This window comes from Microvirga sp. BSC39 (genome assembly GCF_000739015.1).
Classification (GTDB): Bacteria; Pseudomonadota; Alphaproteobacteria; order Rhizobiales; family Beijerinckiaceae; genus Microvirga.
Window position 1 is genome coordinate 22,588 of sequence record NZ_JPUG01000071.1, and the last position, 17,969, is coordinate 40,556.

Annotated in this window: 17 protein-coding genes, 2 pseudogenes and 2 riboswitches; of the genes and pseudogenes, 9 read left to right on the plus strand and 10 right to left on the minus strand. The window is 61.8% G+C overall.

Translation table 11 applies throughout. From position 1 onward, the window contains the following. Positions 1–44 precede the first annotated feature (44 nt). From wrbA to MA07_RS18950, 3 genes are all read left to right on the plus strand, one after another. Positions 45–671 carry an NAD(P)H:quinone oxidoreductase gene (gene wrbA, locus MA07_RS18940; protein WP_036354784.1) on the plus strand — a complete coding sequence of 209 codons (627 nt, stop codon included), beginning with the start codon at positions 45–47 and terminating at the stop codon, positions 669–671. Beyond that, on the plus strand, positions 671–1,870 hold the full coding sequence (locus MA07_RS18945) for an MFS transporter (protein ID WP_052003327.1): 1,200 nt from the start codon (positions 671–673) through the stop codon (positions 1,868–1,870). The genes wrbA and MA07_RS18945 overlap by 1 nt, the downstream gene beginning before the upstream one ends. 72 nt (positions 1,871–1,942) lie before the next feature. Further along, the gene (locus MA07_RS18950; RefSeq protein WP_036354787.1) at positions 1,943–2,332 is read left to right on the plus strand and encodes a hypothetical protein; all 390 of its coding nucleotides are present in this window, start codon (positions 1,943–1,945) and stop codon (positions 2,330–2,332) included. 11 nt (positions 2,333–2,343) lie between these two features. Here MA07_RS18950 and MA07_RS29075 read toward each other — a convergent pair. From MA07_RS29075 to MA07_RS18960, 3 genes and pseudogenes are all read right to left on the minus strand, one after another. Continuing rightward, a pseudogene (locus MA07_RS29075) lies at positions 2,344–2,671 on the minus strand (MFS transporter); the annotation flags it as partial. A gap of 218 nt (positions 2,672–2,889) precedes the next feature. After that, a pseudogene (locus tag MA07_RS18955) lies at positions 2,890–3,449 on the minus strand (YggS family pyridoxal phosphate-dependent enzyme); the annotation flags it as partial. Between the two features lie 14 nt (positions 3,450–3,463). Further along, positions 3,464–4,357 carry a LysR family transcriptional regulator gene (locus MA07_RS18960; protein ID WP_036354937.1) on the minus strand — a complete coding sequence of 298 codons (894 nt, stop codon included), beginning with the start codon at positions 4,355–4,357 and terminating at the stop codon, positions 3,464–3,466. A gap of 101 nt (positions 4,358–4,458) precedes the next feature. Between MA07_RS18960 and MA07_RS18965 the strand changes: the two genes are divergently transcribed. After that, positions 4,459–5,199, plus strand: coding sequence for an SDR family oxidoreductase (locus tag MA07_RS18965; RefSeq protein ID WP_036354790.1), 741 nt, complete (start codon positions 4,459–4,461; stop codon positions 5,197–5,199). Between the two features lie 109 nt (positions 5,200–5,308). Further along, positions 5,309–5,524 (plus strand): 4-oxalocrotonate tautomerase family protein, encoded by a 216-nt coding sequence (locus tag MA07_RS18970; RefSeq protein WP_036354793.1) that lies wholly within the window; start codon positions 5,309–5,311, stop codon positions 5,522–5,524. A 259-nt stretch (positions 5,525–5,783) separates the two neighbouring features. Here MA07_RS18970 and MA07_RS18975 read toward each other — a convergent pair whose 3' ends face one another. From MA07_RS18975 to thiC, 6 genes are all read right to left on the minus strand, one after another. Continuing rightward, positions 5,784–7,049 carry an ABC transporter substrate-binding protein gene (locus MA07_RS18975; RefSeq protein WP_036354796.1) on the minus strand — a complete coding sequence of 422 codons (1,266 nt, stop codon included), beginning with the start codon at positions 7,047–7,049 and terminating at the stop codon, positions 5,784–5,786. A gap of 50 nt (positions 7,050–7,099) precedes the next feature. After that, positions 7,100–7,936: a carbohydrate ABC transporter permease gene (locus MA07_RS18980; RefSeq protein WP_036354800.1), complete on the minus strand. Its 837-nt coding sequence runs from the start codon at positions 7,934–7,936 to the stop codon at positions 7,100–7,102. After that, positions 7,933–8,868 (minus strand): sugar ABC transporter permease, encoded by a 936-nt coding sequence (locus MA07_RS18985; RefSeq protein WP_036354803.1) that lies wholly within the window; start codon positions 8,866–8,868, stop codon positions 7,933–7,935. Before MA07_RS18985 ends, MA07_RS18980 begins: the two co-directional genes overlap by 4 nt. Further along, entirely contained in the window at positions 8,861–10,015 is a 1,155-nt protein-coding gene (locus MA07_RS18990; protein ID WP_036354806.1) for an ABC transporter ATP-binding protein, read from the minus strand. Before MA07_RS18990 ends, MA07_RS18985 begins: the two co-directional genes overlap by 8 nt. Further along, entirely contained in the window at positions 10,012–10,839 is an 828-nt protein-coding gene (locus MA07_RS18995; protein ID WP_036354808.1) for a metallophosphoesterase, read from the minus strand. Before MA07_RS18995 ends, MA07_RS18990 begins: the two co-directional genes overlap by 4 nt. Before the next feature lie 549 nt (positions 10,840–11,388). Further along, the gene (thiC, locus tag MA07_RS19000) at positions 11,389–13,236 is read right to left on the minus strand and encodes a phosphomethylpyrimidine synthase ThiC (RefSeq protein WP_036354812.1); all 1,848 of its coding nucleotides are present in this window, start codon (positions 13,234–13,236) and stop codon (positions 11,389–11,391) included. Positions 13,237–13,290: 54 nt separating this feature from the next. Further along, positions 13,291–13,398: riboswitch (TPP riboswitch) on the minus strand. Between the two features lie 93 nt (positions 13,399–13,491). Next, a riboswitch (TPP riboswitch) is annotated at positions 13,492–13,597 on the plus strand. On the opposite strand from thiC, the gene MA07_RS19005 reads away from it, so the two are divergent. The 4 genes from MA07_RS19005 to MA07_RS19020 all read left to right on the plus strand — a co-directional run bounded on the left by MA07_RS19005 (position 13,588) and on the right by MA07_RS19020 (position 16,910). Further along, a complete protein-coding gene (locus MA07_RS19005; RefSeq protein ID WP_036354819.1) occupies positions 13,588–14,376 on the plus strand; it encodes a hydroxyethylthiazole kinase in 789 nt (262 codons plus the stop codon). It overlaps the preceding riboswitch by 10 nt. After that, positions 14,373–15,038, plus strand: coding sequence for a thiamine phosphate synthase (gene thiE, locus MA07_RS19010; protein WP_152568925.1), 666 nt, complete (start codon positions 14,373–14,375; stop codon positions 15,036–15,038). The genes MA07_RS19005 and thiE overlap by 4 nt, the downstream gene beginning before the upstream one ends. Continuing rightward, positions 15,035–15,835 (plus strand): bifunctional hydroxymethylpyrimidine kinase/phosphomethylpyrimidine kinase, encoded by an 801-nt coding sequence (gene thiD, locus MA07_RS19015; RefSeq protein WP_036354825.1) that lies wholly within the window; start codon positions 15,035–15,037, stop codon positions 15,833–15,835. Before thiE ends, thiD begins: the two co-directional genes overlap by 4 nt. Then, positions 15,819–16,910, plus strand: a complete 1,092-nt coding sequence (locus MA07_RS19020) for a TRAP transporter substrate-binding protein (RefSeq protein ID WP_244445289.1) — start codon at positions 15,819–15,821, stop codon at positions 16,908–16,910. The genes thiD and MA07_RS19020 overlap by 17 nt, the downstream gene beginning before the upstream one ends. Before the next feature lie 287 nt (positions 16,911–17,197). On the opposite strand, the gene MA07_RS19025 is transcribed toward MA07_RS19020, so the two are convergent. Further along, positions 17,198–17,894 (minus strand): IS6 family transposase gene (locus MA07_RS19025; protein WP_200879398.1). Its coding sequence is split into 2 segments (ribosomal slippage): positions 17,198–17,306 and positions 17,305–17,894, totalling 699 coding nucleotides; the frame shifts between segments, so codons are not numbered across the junction. Between the last annotated feature and the right edge of the window lie 75 nt (positions 17,895–17,969).

The window sequence follows — 17,969 nt, forward strand, 5'->3', positions numbered from 1 at the left end:
GTATCCTCCCTGCAACTCATCGAAGAAGCAGCAGAGGAAGATCAATGACGAAGGTGCTGGTGCTGTACTACTCGTCCTACGGCCATATCGAGACCATGGCCCAAGCCGTTGCCCAAGGTGCTCGGGATGCGGGAGCCGTCGCTGTGATCAAGCGCGTTCCGGAACTTGTTCCCGACCACATCGCTCAGAAGGCGGGATACAAGCGCGATCAGCCGGCTGAGATCGCGACCATTGCCGAACTGCCCGACTACGACGCAATCATCTTTGGCACGCCCACGCGCTTCGGCAACATGGCCTCGCAGATGAAGAACTTCCTCGACCAGTGCGGCGGCCTCTGGTTCGAGGACAAGCTGGTGGGCAAGGTGGGCAGCGTCTTTACCTCCACCGGCAGCCAGCATGGTGGCCAGGAAAGCACAATCCTCTCCGTCCATACTGTTCTGTTCCATCTTGGCATGGTGGTGGTTGGGCTGCCGTACACCTTCAAAGGCCAGGGCCGAATGGACGAGATCACCGGTGGCTCCCCCTACGGCGCCTCGACCCTGGCTGATGATGGAAAGGGCGGGGATCGCCAGCCCAGCGCCAACGAGTTAGAGGGAGCAAGCTTTCAGGGCTATCACGTCGCCGAGATCGCTCGCGCCCTGGCCGCTGCTCGGCTGAAAGAGGCGGCGTGATGACGACCGCAGCGTACGCAGCGATCCCGCGGAACACCCACTGGGGTGTTGTCAGTGTGGTGGTGGGGTCTGGCATCGTCACCGCAATGCAGGTCGGCAAGGCGGCCATTGCCACGCCTTTGTTGCAGACAGACCTGGGCCTTGATCTCGCGGCTGCCGGTTGGCTGACCGGGATCTTCGCTGTTCTTGGTCTCGTCGGCGGGATTCCCGCCGGCACGTTCGTCGCTCGCGTTGGGGATCGCCGGATGCTGATCCTCGGTCTTGGTGTGATCGCTCTGGGTACGGTCATCGGCGCAACGGCGCTAGGGGTCCCCGTACTTCTGGCCTCGCGGGCCTTGGAAGGCTTCGGCTTTCTTCTAGTCACCGTCGCCGGTCCTGCCATCCTCCATCGGGTGGTGCAGCCCGGGCAGCGTGACCTCGCCTTTGCCCTGTGGAGTTGTTTCATGCCAGCCGGCATGGCGCTTGCCATGCTCGCCGGGCCGCTGTTCAGCGACTGGCGGACGCTCTGGTGGGGCAATGCGGGTCTGGCGGCAGCAGCCATCGTGGCAGGTCTGGCGATTGTCCCGGCTGCACCAGCACGCGTGTCAGTCTCCTGGAGGAGCGCGGCGTCCGATGCGCTGCAGGTGCTGACAAGCAGAGAGCCCGTTCTCCTGGCGGTGTGTTTTGGCTCCTACAGCCTAATGTTCTTTGCCCTGTTCAGCTTTCTCCCGGTGCTGCTGATGGAGCAGATGGAGATTGCGCATGGTACCGCCGGATTGCTCAGTTCCGTTGCCACCGGCGCGAACATCATCGGCAATCTCGCGGCGGGCTACCTGCTGGCGCGTGGCACCAGTCGCTTTGCGCTCCTCTCTGGGGCGTACCTGATCATGGGTCTCACCGGGATCGGCATCTTCCTGCAGGTTTTTGGCGGTACGCCAACTCTCACTCTCTGCATTCTGTTCTCCGGAGTTGGCGGCTTGATCCCGGCCACTCTGATCTCATCAGCCCCACTCGTGGCGCCCTCCGCTGCGCTCGCCCCTGTGGTCATCGGGCTTGTCATGCAAGGCAGCAATCTCGGCCAGGTGATCGGTCCTGTCACAATCGGTGGTGCAATCGCGTCTTACGGGTGGAAAGCGGCAGCCGGGATCATCCTGATCTCCGGTTTGATTGCCACCATAGCCGTGCTGGTCGTCAGCTTCAGTGACGAGCTGCCCCCCTAAGAGTCCCTCAGAGGAAGCCAATCGATAGAGCGTCTGTTTGATCATCTCTATGCCATTGGGGCGGAGGCCAGGATGAATCCTAGTCTGCTAAAATTCGACGAAATGATCCTGTTCCGCAATACAATGCGGATTACGGAGGGCCATCTTCACGCCTTCAAGCGAGCCATTATCGAGGCGGTTGAATTCGTGGAGAAAAACGGCCCGCAGTTGATGGTACAGACCTTCATCGACGAGCAACGCATGCTCGCGACCAGCTATCAGCTCTATCCGGACTCCGAGGCTGTCCTCGAGCACTGGCGGCTTGCCGATCCATACATCGCCAAGGTCATGGAACATTGTGTGGTTGCGGAATTTCAGATTCACGGCGACCCAAGCGCGGCGGTACTGGAACGGATGCGCCCAATGCTCAATGACGGTCGGGCAACCCTGACGCCGCGCCTTGCAGGCTTTCTTCGGCTGTAGAGCATTATCAACAGGCTGTAGATGACCACACTTTCGGAACGATGGGCATAGACGTCCCGGACGGCCGCGAAGGTGGCCACCATGACTGCCAAAGGACCAAAGGCTTGCAAGAAGCGAAGCGCGACAAAGGGTATGGCGGCCGATGACGTTGCCAGATTAAACGATGTTGCTGCGAATAGGATCGCGCCTCCGATAAGAACCGGCCGCCGTCCTGTACGATCGGAGATCGGCCAGAAGATGATCTGGCCCAGGCCGAGCATTACCATGTAGATGCTCAACTTGAGCTGGACGATGGCCGGGACTAACACCGAGAATGCCGGGCATAGCCGAAACGATGGGACCATTGGACGGGAAAACGGATTCGGGAAGGTCCGGATTGGGTCTAAGTGTAACGTTAAGCGGATCAAATGAAGGTCCGGTCAGCGCGCAATCGCAGAACTTGGGATAAGGTCAGCCCAGTGCCATCAAGAGACCTTCAGGGCCTCGCCGCCAACTTGGCTGTAGACGGCCTGACTTTGTAGAGGTCACACGCATCGTCAGTTGCGTCCGGCTACGGGCTAGTAATGGCGGTCGAGCGTCGGACGTTTACCGAAAATGGCCTGGTCCACCCGAACAATGGTGGCGCCTTCCTCGATCGCCTCTTCGAAATCGCCGGTCATGCCCATCGACAGCCCCGTCAGGCCGGGGTGCCGTCTGACGGTTTCATCGCGCAAGCTGCGCAGCAGCGCAAAGCAGCATCGCACCCTCGCCGTGTCAGAGCGGAACAGCGCGAGCGTCATCACCCTGGGGGCTTCAGACGCGGGAACTGTTCAAGAGTATCGACAAAAGGCATTAATGCGTCAGGGTCGAGCCCTAACTTGCTGTGCTCGCTCGAGGTGTTGACCTGGACATAGACGTCGAGAAAGCGATCCTCTCGCTCGAGCCGCCTATTGAGCAAATCGGCGAGTCGGAGGCTGTCCAGGGCATGGAACTCCGAGGCAAAACGGGTCAGGTATTTGACCTTGTTGGTTTGGAGATGTCCGACAATGCTCCAGCCAACGGCGAGATCGCTCAGTGCCGCACGCTTGGCGGTCGCCTCCTGGATCTCGTCTTCACCGCAGGAGCGGCTCAAGGCGAGCGATCAGAGCTCGTCTAAAGATCTGCCTCCGCGAATATCCCGCCGATCCAGTCGAGAAACACGCGCAATCTCGGGGCCGTATGGCGGTTCTGCGGATAAAGGGCAGATAGCGGCGTCGGTGTCGGCGGACAGTCCGACAACACCTCCACCAGGGTCCCGTTGTCCAGATCTTGTTTCAGACGGTATCGTGGGGCTTGGATCAGGCCGAACCCCATTCGGGCGAGTTCGGCCATCGTGTCGGAATTATTGACTGTAATCCTGCAGGGCAGGCTGATGTACCGGACTCTGCTGTCAGCCATGAATTCCAATGGTATGACTTGCCCGGTCCGAGACGAGACGAAGCCCACAGCCGTGTGCCCAACAAGGTCGCTCAGCGACCGAGGGATGCCGTGTCGTTCCAAATAGGCCGGACTGGCGCACGTGATCTCGCTGATTATACCAAGACGGCGCATGATCAGACCACTGTCGTCCACCTCCCCCGCGCGGATCACGCAGTCAACACCCTCGCGAACGAGATCGACCAATCTGTCACCCTGCCCGAGTTGTAGATCTAGCAGGGGATAGCGGTCGAGGAACTCCTGCAGTCGCGGCAGAAGGAAGGTCCGTGTCAGCAGGCCATGAGCATCGACGCGCAGCAGCCCCCGGGGCTGGGCGTCGCGAAACACATTCTCGGCTTCGTCAACCTCTGCCAGGATCGCAAGGCATCTCTCATAGAAAGCCTTGCCGTCCAGGGTCGGCGTCACGTGGCGTGTGGTTCGCTCAAGAAGCCGTACGCCGAGATCCTTCTCGAGCTGTTTGATCGCCTCGGTCGCCGTCGAGCGGGCAAGTGTCAGGTCGGCGGCGGCCGCCGCGAAGCTGCGGCGTTCCACCACGCGAACGAAAAGCTGCATGCGGTCAAGGCGATCCATGCGATTGTTCAGCATACCCGAATTGTGATGTCAATTTTCGCCTGATTGTTTAGGCCAGACCGTGGTTCTACACCTATCCCGTCAGAAGGTAGGAGCATGTCATGACCAGCCAAACTCAGCGGGTCGCTATCGTCACAGGAGCCTCGAGGGGCATCGGAGCGGCCATCGCTCGACGGCTAGCCCGTGACGGCATCGCCATCATCGTCAATTACGCAATGAACCCAGAGGCTGCGGACGAGGTCGTATCGGCCATTTCCGCCGAGGGAGGCACGGCCTTGGCCGTCCAGGCCGATATCGGCAGTCCGAAGGGGATGACCAACCTATTCGATGCGGCAGAAGCCGCCCTTGGCGGCGTCGACATCCTCGTCAACAACGCGGCCGTGATGACTCTCTCGCCGCTCATTGGGGTCGACGATGAGAGCTTCCAGGTGCAGGTCGACACCAATCTCGGCGGCGTCTTCCGCGGCCTGCGGGAAGCGGGACGACGTCTAAGGGATGGTGGGCGCATCGTCAGCTTCTCGTCGAGCGTCGTCGGGCTCTACCAGCCGACTTATGGTGTCTACGCGGCCACGAAGGCTGCCGTCGAGGCGCTAACCCACGTCTTTGCCAAGGAGCTTGGGCCGCGCAGGGTCACGGTCAATGCAGTCGCTCCGGGCCCAGTGGAAACCGACCTGTTCCTGACAGGCAAGTCGGACGAGCAGGTGAAGGCCATTGTCGGGATGAATCCCATGCGGCGGCTTGGTCAGCCAGAGGACATCGCATCCGTCGTGGCCTTCCTGGTGAGCCCCGAGGGCGGCTGGATCAACGGGCAGACGATACGTGCCAATGGCGGCGTGATCTGACGAGGTGCCATGAAGAGGACACTGTGACCTGAAGCTCTTTCACTTTCTAGGAGTTCACTGGCTGGACCTCTTCTGCATCAACACAACTCAACCATGAAAGGACAACGCAATGCCGTTTGTGAACATCAAGACCCCTGAAGGCGCCCTGAGCCGGACCCAGAAAGAGGAGATCATGCATCGGACGACGAGTATGCTGGTCGAGTATTTCTCCGAGGCGGCACGGCCTCACACGATGGTGCTCATTGAAGAAGTGAAGGATGGAGGATATGGGCGAGCCGATGAAATCTTCATCATCCCGCAGGACTATCGAGCTAACGAAGAGTGATGACTGAGCACTACATCAGCGCACGTGCCTCGACCACGTGCGCTTTGTCTGTTGTGGGGCACGCACTGACGATCCCCTGCCCTTCGTGAATGCCCGTTCTTCCGCTCAACTGCGGACGTACGCTCTACTTCCGGAGCGTGCCAGGAGCAGTCCTTGTAAGAAGCCGCACTAGGTGAGCCTGCGTCTGCGAACGACTCGATACTTCGCGCGCCTGACCCGCTCAAGGATCAAGCGCGCGATTGAGTAGATCCAGATTGCACTACTTGCGAGGCAGCAGGCGCTGGACTTCCCGCGCTGCATCGGCGAGGGCATCCTCGGGAGCCGCCTTCTGCTCCACCACGCGTGAGAGGTTATCTACGATTGTCTGGGTGACCTTCACGCCATTGGAACCTGGGAAGGCATACCAGGGGATCATCTTTGGCATCTGCTCAAGGCCGGCCGTGAAGAGCGGGTTCTTCTGGTAGAACTCTCCGAGGTACTCGGAGGATTTCGCCGCGAGTTCATTGTTAGGGACATAGCCCGTGCCGGGAACGACGACGGACGCGCCATAGGGGCCGGCGGCGAACTTGATGAACGTCCAGGCCGCCTCCTGCTTAGCGGGATCCTTCGTCAGCATGACGGCGGCGTTGCCGCCCGTGGGCAGGCGTCCCTTCTCGGGCGACAGCAGCGGGATAGGGGCCGTGCGCAGGTCGAACTTCTCGCCGACGTTGTTGATCACGTTGCGCAGCGCGCCCGTGGTCTGGAACGCGAAGCCGATCTTGCCCGCCACGAACGCCTGCTCGCCGTTGCTCTTGGTGAGAACAGGCATCCCGCCTTCTTTCACCATGCGGTCGAGGAGCCGGATGGCCACGACCCCCTCGGGGCCGTCGAAGGCAACCTTCTTCTCGTCAGTTGTCAGCATGGTTCCGCCGGCACCGAAGAGGAGCGCGCTGAACATCCAGTCGTCACCCTGCCAGCGGAAATCGATGCTCTGGATTCCGTCGCCCAGCGTTTTGATCTTGGACGCGATCTCGATCACCTCGTCCCAGGTCTTTGGCGGAACGTCGGGATTGGCGCCGACGCGGCGGAAGAGATCAGCATTGTAGTACATGATCGGGTTCGAAGTCGCGAACGCCAGCCCCGCCTGCTGGTTACCGAACTGTGCAAGCTTCAGGATGTTGTCGCTGAAGCCCTGCTCGGCCATCTTGCCGTCCTTTGCGACGAACGGCTTCAGGTCGACCGAGATCTCGCGCTCGGCGACCACACGCAGGCGGTTGAGGCCGATGAAGGTCACATCTGGCATCTCGGCGGTCCCCGCCTGGCGCAGGATCAATTGCAGCCCCTCCTCGTAGGTGGGCGACGGGCTGACGAAGTTGATCTTGATCCCGGGGTTCTCCTCCATGAACTTCTTCGAGATGTTGTCCATCACGTCCTTGAAGAAGCCCGGCATCGGGTAGTGGACATTGAGGGTTGTTTCGGCCAGCGCGCCGCTGGCGAGCGAGGCGGATAGGGCCACCCCCGCAAGCATCGTCTTGATCCTGGTCATGTCTTCTCCTTGTGCGTAGATCGCGGTTGCGTGTTGTTATGGGCCTGGCCTCAGCCCTTCAGCCCGGTGAGGGTGATGCCCTCAATGAATCGCCGTTGGGCGAGCAGGAACGCAGCGAGCAGCGGCACCGTGACCACCACCGTGGCCGCCATCAGCGCGCCGTAGTCATCCCCGGCCTCAGCGGCGCGGAAGAAGATCAGACCGAGCGGCGGGGGCGCCATCGCGGTCTCGGTCACCACGATCTGCGGCCAGAACAGATCGTTCCAGTGTGCCACCACGGAGAAGATCGAGAAGGCCGTGATGGCGGGCCAGGCGTTCGGGACGATGACCCGCAGCACAATGCCAAGCTCCGACATGCCGTCGAGCCGCGCCGCATTGATCAGGTCGTCTGGCATGGCCCGAAAGAATTGCAGGAACAGGAAGATCGCAAAGACGGAGATCATGAACGGCGCCGCCAGTGCGAAGTAGGTGTTCAGCACTCCTGCTCCGCTCAACGCCACGTAGATCGGCAGCGCGGTTGCGTGGATCGGCACGAGGAGACCGAGCATAATCGCGGCGATCAAGGTGCGGGCGCCCGGGAAGCGCAGCTTCGCGAGGGCATAGGCGCACGGCAGCGCGACTAGGACCTGCACGACGAGAATGATGGTGCAGACGATCACCCCATTCATCAGGAGTTGCAGCATCGGCACCCGCGTGAAGGCCTTCGAGAAGTTCTCCACGACGGCCAACCGCTCCGGGATGAGAGTCAGCGACGAGGAGAAAATCTCCTCGCGCGGCTTCATGGCAGTGGACAGCATCCAGACGTAGGGCGCGAGGAATACCAGCGCGCCGACCGACAGGATCGCCAGACGCAGCGCGCGGGCGAGAGTCCAGGCTTGAGGTGTCATGTGTAGTGAACCCTTTGATCGAGGGCGCGGTACTGAAGCACCATGAGGACCATGAGGATGCCCAGGAAGACGACCGTCATCGCAGACGCGTAGCCAACGCGCAGGTACACGAACCCTTCCTGGTAGATCGTCCAAAGCAGCACCTCGGAGGCACGGTTCGGACCACCCTGCGTGATTGTTGAGACGGTCTCGAATACCTTGACCGCATTGATCACGCTGATGGTCACGACGAAGAGGGTCGTAGGCCCGAGCATCGGCCAGGTGACAAGCCAGAACCTGTCCCAGGCCGTGGCGGCCCGATCAACTTCCGCCGCCGCGTACAGTTCCCGCGGGATCGCGGTGAGCCCTGCCAGGAACAGCACCATGTTGAAGCCGACCGCCTGCCAGACGCCAATGAAGGCGAGGCTCAGGAGGACAGTGTCGCTGCCGCCCAGCCAGTTGGGTCCGGCGATCCCGACGAGGCGCAGGAGCGCGTTCACGGGACCGATGGTGGGATGGAGGAGGTACTGCCAGACGGTTGCCATCGCCACGAGCAATGACACCACGGGCAGGAAGTAGACCGTGCGGAACAGCGCCCGCCCACGTACATCCGCCTCTATGAGAAGCGCCGCGCCGAGGCCGAGGGCTACGGACAGCGGCGTCACGATCAGGGTGTAGGTCAGTGTGTTGCCGAGAGAGATCAGGAACGTGCGGTCGTCAAGCAGCTCAAGGTAGTTGTCGAGGCCGACGAACCGGATCTCGTCATACCCCAGCTCGAAGTCGGTGAGGCTCAATGCGACCACGGCGATGGTGGGCAGCAGGATAAGCAGGGCCAGAAGGGCCACGGCGGGGCCGGCCAGCCGCCAGCCGGCGAAGGCCTCCGAGCGGCGGGCGGCCGCCGCCGGATTGGACGTCCCGGCCCGGCCACCTGCGGGAAGCGCGATGCTATCCATTGGCGACCATCCTCATAGGAGGGGAGACCGACAGGCGCGCGCCGTCGCCTCCGAAGACGAGTACGTCCCTGGAAGCCGCCATAATGGTAACCGCCTGCCCCAGGGCGAACGCCGTCGCATCGCTGGGCGCGAGCTTCGCGACTAGCGTGTCCCCTCCCCCTGCCAGATCAATGAAGACGAGGGTCTCGGAGCCGAGGAACTCAATGCGCCGGAGGGAGGCGATGAGGCCCGCCTGCTCCGGGGCGCCCAGCTTGATTGCCTCGGGACGGAAGCCGACGGTCACGGACGTGCCAGGGCGCGCATTAACCCCTTCAGCGAGGAGCCTGCCGCCGATGCGCACGCCGTGGGCGGCGTCGACCTCTCCATTGAGGAGATTGATCTGCGGGCTGCCGATGAAGCGGGCGACCTCGATATGCGCCGGGTTACTGTAGATCCCTTCGGGTGTGTCGAACTGAAGAAGGCGGCCGCCTATCATGACCGCGACGCGATCGGCCATGCTCAGGGCCTCCGCCTGATCGTGGGTGACGTAGAGCGTGGTGACCCCCGCTCGCCGGTGCAGCTCGACAATCTCCGCGCGGGTGTGGACCCGCAGGTTGGCGTCGAGGTTCGAGAGCGGCTCGTCCATCAGGAACGCGGCCGGGCTACGGACGAGGGCTCGCCCGAGAGCAACGCGCTGCCTTTGTCCCCCCGACATCTGACCCGGCTTGCGGTCGAGCAGGTGGTCGATTCTAAGGCTGCGGGCCGTCTCGAGCACCCTCCGCTGGATATCGGCACGGATCCCCCGCTGGCTCGGCATGAGGTTCCCGATCCCGGGCAGGCGCTGCCAAATCGTGAGGTCGCGCATCGCGAGAGGAACGGCGATGTTCTGCCCCGCCGTCAGGTGCGGGTACAGGGCATAGGACTGGAACACCATGGCGATGTCCCGCTCGGACGGACGCATGGCCGTCATGTCCCGCTCGCCCAGCCAGACGCTCCCACGGTCCGCGTGATCCAGTCCGGCGGCGATGCGCAGGAGAGTGGTCTTCCCGCACCCTGAGGGGCCGACGAGTGCGACGAACTCACCTGGCTGTGCCTCAATGGTCACGTCGCGCAGGATGTGGTTGTCGCCGTACGCCTTGGAGATTCCACGAAGAGCCAGCCCGCTCATGATGCAGAAGCCTCCGTAGGCGCTGGCGGGTAGACCTCGTGGAGCACGTCGTCGATGACAAACGGCTTCAAGGTCTCCAAGGGGACGATGCGGCTCTCAATAGTCGGGCCAAGGATGTGTACGGCAGCACCCAGGATTGCCTCACCGACTGGCATGGTCACCATCGGGCCAACGGTGAATCCGGAGGACGGTCCCCACACGCAGCGGAAGCGGGCGCCATCGACAATCCGCGCCCGGTGCAGATGGCCGCTGGCGACTAACTCCACCCCATGCTCCGCAAACAGCGCGAGCAGCCGGCGCCGTGCTTCGGGACGCAGCCCCCAGTAGCCGGTCTCGCCCTCCTCTGGATTTTCGACAAAGAGCGGCTTGTGCTTGAATACAAGCAACCGTCGCCCCTCGCGCGTGCGGAGAGTGTCCTCGAGCCAGGTGAGTTGCTCGATTTCCTCGGAAGATCCCGATCCACAGATCAGGCTATTCAGCCCGACCAGCCGCCATTCGCCGAGATCGTGCACCCAGCGGTCAGGGCCGATGACCCGGCGCCATCGTGCCAGGCGTTCATCGTTGACGGGCTGCCGTGTGCCCGGCATGTCTCCGATGTCGTGGTTGCCCGGAACACACAGCGTCGGGCAGCGGAGATCGCGCAACATCTCGCGGCCGTGGACAAGGTCCTCCTCAAAATCGGCACCGTCGACCGTTAGATCACCCGTGTGGATGACCAGATCCGGTTCCATCGCGTCAACCCACTCCACCAGAGGCTTCCAGTTCTTCTGGAAATGGGGCTTCAAATGACTAAGATGTGTATCGGTGATCTGGATGATCTTCACGCTCGCCTGCCTCCAGGAACCATGCTTGGGCCTTGATGCCGGTGGCTTAGGCGTCCATTGTGACAGTCACCCTACGGTTTTATGATGGTTGTGCATCGATAGAAGGGTCCTGCATCTTCCGCGGTCAATACGTTAGCTAGCGGGGCGGTGAACACAGGATCGACTGCCCGGCGTTTCAATTGGTTGGATAATCATCTCAGCTTTGTCTCTTGAATGCTGAATGTTGCTGCGCCGGTCGAACAAGTCGGTACGGCAACGTTGATGCAATCGACCCAAACACCGTCGACAAAAAGAAACCGGGGGCCGCTGCGGGTCGTGCTGTGAAGTTCGCGTGCTATCCCGGAATGTATTGTTAGGGCAGGGTTTCTGCCCTCGGGCACAAGTCTCAGAAGTGCCAAGAGCTGCCATTAGATCAGCGCTCCTGCCCTTAGGCTTCTATGGGAGGAAGCGCACGAGCGTAAGCTTCCAGCCCATTCAGGCAAGACTGCATCCCTCCGTGGTGGACACGAACTCTTTACACAAGCGGCTTTGTCCACCACATGCACAACTTCAGGGTTGGTCGATGTAGAGCTTGCCGCCGCTTTCCAAGAACTCCTGGCTCTTGACGCGCATGCCAGCCAATCGCTCCTGAGCCTCAGGGCTCATCGCCGCAACCTCCGCCCGCAGATCCTGCGTGATCTTCATCGAGCAGAACTTCGGCCCGCACATTGAGCAGAAATGCGCTACCTTGTGCGCATCCTTCGGCAGGGTTTCGTCATGGTAGGCGCGAGCCGTGTCCGGATCGAGGGAGAGGTTGAACTGATCCTCCCAGCGGAAGTCAAAGCGCGCCCGGGACAGGGCATCGTCCCGCATCTGTGCCGCCGGGTGCCCCTTGGCAAGGTCCGCCGCATGGGCGGCAATCTTATAGGTGATGACACCTGTCTTGACATCATCGCGGTTCGGGAGCCCCAGGTGCTCCTTGGGCGTCACGTAGCAGAGCATCGCGGTGCCAAACCAGCCGATCATCGCCGCGCCGATGCCGGAGGTGATGTGGTCGTACCCGGGTGCAATGTCTGTGGTGAGCGGGCCGAGGGTATAGAAGGGCGCCTCCCCGCATTCACGGAGTTGCTTGTCCATGTTCACCTTGATCTTGTGCATCGGCACATGGCCAGGTCCCTCAATCATCACCTGGCAGCCCTTGTTCCACGCAAGCTTGGTGAGCTCGCCCAGTGTCTCCAGTTCCGCGAATTGAGCAGCATCGTTGGCGTCGGCAATCGAGCCGGGGCGCAGCCCGTCGCCCAACGAGAACGACACATCGTAGCCTCGCATGATGTCGCAGATCTCGTCGAAGCGCTCGTAGAGGAAGCTCTCCTTGTGATGCGCGAGGCACCAGCGCGCCATGATCGAGCCGCCGCGGGAGACGATGCCGGTGACACGGTTGGCTGTGAGCGGCACATAGGGCAACCGCACGCCGGCATGAATGGTGAAGTAGTCGACCCCCTGCTCGGCCTGCTCAATGAGCGTGTCCTTGAACACCTCCCAATCAAGTTTAATCGGGTCTCCGCCCACCTTCTCCAGTGCCTGGTAGATTGGAACAGTGCCGATAGGGACAGGCGAGTTGCGCATGATCCAGGAGCGGATGTTGTGGATGTTCCGACCAGTGGACAGATCCATCACCGTATCGGCGCCCCAGCGGATCGCCCAGACGAGCTTTTCCACCTCGTCTGCCGCTGTCGAGACCACCGCCGAGTTGCCGATATTGGCGTTGATCTTGACCAGGAAGTTGCGTCCGATCGCCATGGGCTCAAGCTCGGGATGGTTGATGTTAGCCGGGATAATGGCGCGCCCACGGGCCACCTCCTGGCGCACGAACTCCGGCGTGATGAAGGGCGGAATCGAGGCCCCAAAGCTCTCGCCGTCGGCGATCTTCGCCCCGGCTTGGGCCAGGAGGGCCTCGCGACAGAGGTTCTCGCGATGCGCGACGTAGATCATTTCATCGGTAATGATCCCTGCCCGCGCGAATTCGTATTGAGTCACCATCTGGCCTGGTGCAGCGCGGCGCACCACCCGCTCGGCCGGGCATGGTGCGACTAGCTTGTCCGCGGGAACGTGCCCGTTGTCTTCCGGTTTCACCGGCCGGGCTTCAATCACCTCATACCTGTGGGCACCAATCCAGCGCTCACGCACAAGAGGAAGTCCCTTGCCGAGATCAATGGCCGTATCGGCGTCCGTGTAGGGCCCTGACGGATCGTAGACGCGGACCGGAGGCTCATCGGGATCCGTCAGAACGATCTCACGGAAAGGCACCTGGATATCCGGCCGCCCTTCCGGAGTGGCATAGACCTTACGCGAGCCCTGGATGGGGCCGGTGGTGACAGATTGGGGAAGGCCTTTGGGCTTGTCGACGTGGACGGTCAATGGATCTCTCCTCTGTGACAAAGGGAGATCCGGGCAAAGCGAGCTGAGGGATTCTATGCTCGAAAGTTCCAGTCCCTCCGCCGGTACGACCCGGATCAGGTTCAAGGGTCACGGCGGATCAGCCGACTCTCAGCCCCTCACAGGGCTCCCCTCGGAACAGCGCCGATACTGTTCGACACCCCCGCCGCTGTCAATTGGCTCAGCAAACGGGTGAGATCGGTCCTTGCTTTGCGAAGGCCGGCGGATTATCTGATCCGTATCTCCATGGGGTGCCCGTCCGGGCTGAGAGGTCTTTTTGTGAGACCAACCCATCGAACCTGATCCGGATCATGCCGGCGGAGGGATTGCGAGATGACGAGTGCACCAACGTCCATCCTGGACGCTTCTAATCTTCCCGCTCTGGCTGGCTCTCTGCTTGAACGCCTTCGTGCTGAACGCATCCGCGTGCATGCAATCACGAACGCAGCAGCACAGACTTTCACGGCCAATCTTCTGCTCGCCGCCGGCGGCATTCCGTCCCTGACCGTTGCGCCAGAGGAGGTTCCCGCCTTCACAAGCCGCTCCGCTGCGCTGCTTGTGAACTTGGGCACGCTCGACAGCGACCGCCGGGCTGCAGTTCCTGAGGCTATCGCCACCGCACGCACCAACGCCAAGCCGTGGGTGTTCGATCCCGTCTTCGTCGAAGCCTCCCCGACCCGTCTCGACTTCGCCCGCGTTTGCCTCGCGGGAAAGCCGCATGTCCTGCGCTGCAATGCCAAGGAATTCACCGCTCTTGCCGGGGATGAACCAACGCCAGGCTCCATTCAGGCATTCGCAAAAGATCACGGGACAGTCGTGGCTCTGACTGGTGTGGTGGACCTGATCTCAGACGGCAACAACGTTCTCTGCGTGGAGAACGGACACCCGCTCATGACCCGAGTGACCGCCATGGGATGTGCCGGAACCGCCCTCGTTGCAGCCTTTGCGGCCCTGCACGGCAGCGCCATTGAGGCTGCCGCCGCGGCTCTGCTCGTCACTGGCGTGGCAGGTGAAATCGCCGCGAATGAGGCAAACGGGCCAGGCACGTTCCAACCAGCCTTCCTCGACGCGCTCTTTCATCTCGATTCGGCCACCCTCGTCACCTGCGGGAGAGTCTCATGAACCCAGTCGATCTTCGGCTCTACGGCATCATCGATCCGGAGCGGACCGGCGCCCGAGATCCCATCGAGCTAGTCCGGCAAGCTGTTGCCGGAGGCGCGACTCTCATCCAGTACAGGGACAAGCTTGGGGAGGGCCGCCGCCTTGTGAAACTGGCCCGCGCCCTGAAGGCGGCGCTGGAAGGAACCGGCGTACCGCTCCTGATCAACGACCGCGTCGACATCGCGCTGGCCGCAGGCACCGACGGCGTTCACCTCGGCCAGGACGACATGCATCCCAACGATGCACGCGAGCTGCTCGGCCCACGTGCGATTATCGGATTGACGCTGAAGATGCCGGAGCAGGCTTATCAAATGGCGAACATGCCGGTCGATTACGGCTGCATTGGCGGTGTCTTTGCGACTGAGAGCAAGAACAACCCCGCTCCGTCCGTTGGCCTCGACGGGCTTCGCCAGATCCTCTCACGCGCCAGGCTCGCATACCGCGGGCCCGTCGGCGCCATTGCCGGAATCGATGCATCGAACGCGCAAGCTGTGATCGCGGCCGGTGCCGACGGCATCGCGGTGATTTCGGCTCTCTTCATGGCAACCGATCCGCAGGCCGAAGCTCGAAGATTGCGAGGCATCGTGGATCAGGCCCTGACAGTCCGAGGAGGTGTTGCATGACGGTGATTGCAGTCACCATCGCAGGCTCAGACTCGGGCGGCGGAGCCGGAATCCAGGCGGACCTCAAGACCTTTTCGGCTCTGGGCGTTTATGGCGCCAGCATCATCACGGCACTCACCGCGCAGAACACCGTGGGGGTTCAGGGCATTCACGATGTGCCTCCTGATTTTGTAACAAAGCAGATCGATAGCGTCTTCTCCGATCTGGAGGTCAGGGCGGTGAAGATCGGCATGCTCTCCCGACCCGCCGTCATTGAAGCTGTGGCAGAGGGACTCCAACGCTATAGCCAAACGAAGGTTATCCTCGATCCCGTGATGGTCGCGGCCAGTGGCGACCGGCTGCTCGCACCAGAGGCCGTCGACGCATTACGCCATGTGCTTCTTCCCAGGGCGCTGCTTGTCACACCCAACCTTCCCGAAGCCGCCGCCCTCCTCGACGAGCCGCAAGCCGAGGATGAACAAGCCATGTGCCGACAGGCCGAGCGGATCCTTGCCTTAGGTCCTAAAGCGGTTCTGGTAAAGGGCGGCCACGGCACAGGCCGTGAGAGCACGGACATTCTCATGGATGCGCAGGGTGTGCGATTTTTCTCAGCCCCCCGCACTGAGACGCGCAACACGCATGGCACCGGGTGCACCCTGTCGTCCGCCATCGCCGCCGGCCTCGCCAAGGGCCTTACGCCCACGGATGCTGTCGCGGCCGGCAAGGACTTCATCAGCGCCGCGATCGACGCTTCCACTCAACTTCACATTGGACACGGGCATGGGCCCGTGCATCACTTCCATGCCCATTGGTCCTAAGCTCTCGCGCCGCGCGGCGCTCGGTGTCGGGGCTGCTGCTCTTGCCGCGCCGACCGTCAGCCGGGCCCAGACGGTTCGCTGGCGCATGGTCACATCGTGGCCGAAGAACCGCACTGGTCCTGGCGTCTCCGCCCAGAGGATCGTTGAGCGCATCATTGCCATGAGCGGCGGGCGGCTCCAGATCGACCTCTTCGCAGCAGGCGAGATCGTGCCGCCCTTTGCTGTACTCGATGCCGTCTCGAACGGCACCGTTGAGATGGGTCACACGGCATCACTCTATTGGCAGGGCCGAATGCCAGCGGCTGGGTTCTTCACCAGTGTTCCTTTCGGTCTCGGCCCTATCGAGCATCAGGCCTGGATCGAGTTGCGGGATGGACAGGCGTTGTGGGACGAGCTTTACAAGCCTCATGGTATCCGCGCATTCCTCGCGGGCAACACGGGTCCCTCAATGGGGGGATGGTTTCGGCGCAAGCTGAACGGCCTCGACGATCTGCGCGGCATGCGATTGCGTGTTCAGGGCTTGGGAGCCGAGGTTTATGCAAAGCTCGGGGCAGTGCCGATGACGGTTTCTGCCGGGGATCTCCTTCCAGCCCTTGAAAAGGGCTCCATCGATGCGGCGGAGTTTCTGGCACCCGCGACCGATCTGGAAACGGGTCTGCCCAAATACGCCCCCTTCTATTACGCTCCCGGCTTTAACAAGCCAAATGGCGCAAGCGAACTCCTGATCTCGCTGAGGGTTTGGGAGACACTCAGCCCTGACCTTCGCAGCGTTGTCACGGAAGCCTGCCGGGCCGAGCATGCTCTTGGCTTGGCCGATGCGCACCAAACTAATGCGGCGGCCCTCACCGAGATCCTCGGTAAGTACCCGGTGACCCTGGAGGCTTTTCCCCGCTCTGTCTTGGAAGCGGCTCAAAAAGCTTCGTCCGAGCTTCTCACCGAGATTTCAGCCAGCTCTCCTCTCGCGGAGCGAATTGTCGGGAGTTACAGGAGCGCCCTGGAGGATCTGCGGGGTTGGTCGGCTCTCGCAGCCGACATGGCGCGAGCCAACACGCGCTTATCGCCGCCGACGCGGTGATGGGGAGCGGCAATGGCTTCCGGATCGGAGAGCAGCAAGGCCAGCTTGGGGTCACGCACTGACGATCCCCTCCCCCCTCAGGAACGTCCGCTGTTCCTGCCCTGAGTCGACATTCGTCTTACTTCCGAGAAGTGCCAGACGTTCACATTCCGGCCGCTCAACGAATGTCAGCTCTGACCAGCCAAGGCTGACCAAGGTCTTACATCGCAGATGTACCAGTTGCACATCTGGTTCTGTCGCAACTCTGGAACTGGAATAGCAGGACAGAAGCGAATCTCCCACGACTGTCATGCACCGAGTCGCTCGAACTGCTCAGCGATTGAGGGGTGCCGATTGCCGGGGTACTTCGGTTGCCCTTTGCGCATCATGTGCACCATTTCCATGCCGCTCAAGACCGCGAGCGCTGTTCATTGACTTGAACCCGAGCATTGGCCGGACACGTCTTTGGACGGCACGGTGATCCTTTTCGATCCGATTGTTCAAGTAGCGACTTTGCCGAATCCGGATCGGCTTCGACTCCCGTCGTGATCGCTCCTGCAGCCGGTTAGTCGTATCAAAGGATAGGATCGCCTCCCAGTTCGTCTGGCTGCCGTCGATGACGATCCGCTCAGACCAGCCATGCCGCTTGAGGGCTCGGCTCCGGGACCGTTTGGCGGCAGCCAGATTGCGCCGCTCGCTAAAGCAGAGTTCAACGGAGTCCCCATTGCTGGCGATAGCGCGGTAAAGGTACGTCCATCGGCCGCGCACCTTGATATAAGTCTCATCCACGTGCCATTTCCGGCTGACAGGTCGCTTGCGTCGAATGAACCGCTCGAGAAGCTCTGGTGAGTAGCGCACCACCCAGCGGCCCACCGTGGCCTGATCGACCGAGATGCCTCGCTCAGCCATCATCTCTTCGAGATCCCGCAGAATCAGGCTATAAGCGAGGTACCACCGCACGCACACCAGGATGACGGATCGATCAACATGCCTACCCTTGAACACGCCGCCCTCCGTCCCTTAAGCCGGTAGAGCTGTAGCTGAAACTCTGAAACAAAGGATTTGCGACAGAGCTGCAGA

Bases quoted from the DNA above. Each gene is read 5' to 3' on its own strand.
- wrbA (WP_036354784.1), top strand. From the start codon at position 45: ATGACGAAGGTGCTGGTGCTGTACTACTCGTCCTACGGCCATATCGAG.
- MA07_RS18945 (WP_052003327.1), top strand. From the start codon at position 671: ATGACGACCGCAGCGTACGCAGCGATCCCGCGGAACACCCACTGGGGT.
- MA07_RS18950 (WP_036354787.1), top strand. From the start codon at position 1,943: ATGAATCCTAGTCTGCTAAAATTCGACGAAATGATCCTGTTCCGCAAT.
- MA07_RS18960 (WP_036354937.1), bottom strand. From the start codon at position 4,357: ATGGATCGCCTTGACCGCATGCAGCTTTTCGTTCGCGTGGTGGAACGC.
- MA07_RS18965 (WP_036354790.1), top strand. From the start codon at position 4,459: ATGACCAGCCAAACTCAGCGGGTCGCTATCGTCACAGGAGCCTCGAGG.
- MA07_RS18970 (WP_036354793.1), top strand. From the start codon at position 5,309: ATGCCGTTTGTGAACATCAAGACCCCTGAAGGCGCCCTGAGCCGGACC.
- MA07_RS18975 (WP_036354796.1), bottom strand. From the start codon at position 7,049: ATGACCAGGATCAAGACGATGCTTGCGGGGGTGGCCCTATCCGCCTCG.
- MA07_RS18980 (WP_036354800.1), bottom strand. From the start codon at position 7,936: ATGACACCTCAAGCCTGGACTCTCGCCCGCGCGCTGCGTCTGGCGATC.
- MA07_RS18985 (WP_036354803.1), bottom strand. From the start codon at position 8,868: ATGGATAGCATCGCGCTTCCCGCAGGTGGCCGGGCCGGGACGTCCAAT.
- MA07_RS18990 (WP_036354806.1), bottom strand. From the start codon at position 10,015: ATGAGCGGGCTGGCTCTTCGTGGAATCTCCAAGGCGTACGGCGACAAC.
- MA07_RS19005 (WP_036354819.1), top strand. From the start codon at position 13,588: ATGACGAGTGCACCAACGTCCATCCTGGACGCTTCTAATCTTCCCGCT.
- thiE (WP_152568925.1), top strand. From the start codon at position 14,373: ATGAACCCAGTCGATCTTCGGCTCTACGGCATCATCGATCCGGAGCGG.
- thiD (WP_036354825.1), top strand. From the start codon at position 15,035: ATGACGGTGATTGCAGTCACCATCGCAGGCTCAGACTCGGGCGGCGGA.
- MA07_RS19020 (WP_244445289.1), top strand. From the start codon at position 15,819: ATGCCCATTGGTCCTAAGCTCTCGCGCCGCGCGGCGCTCGGTGTCGGG.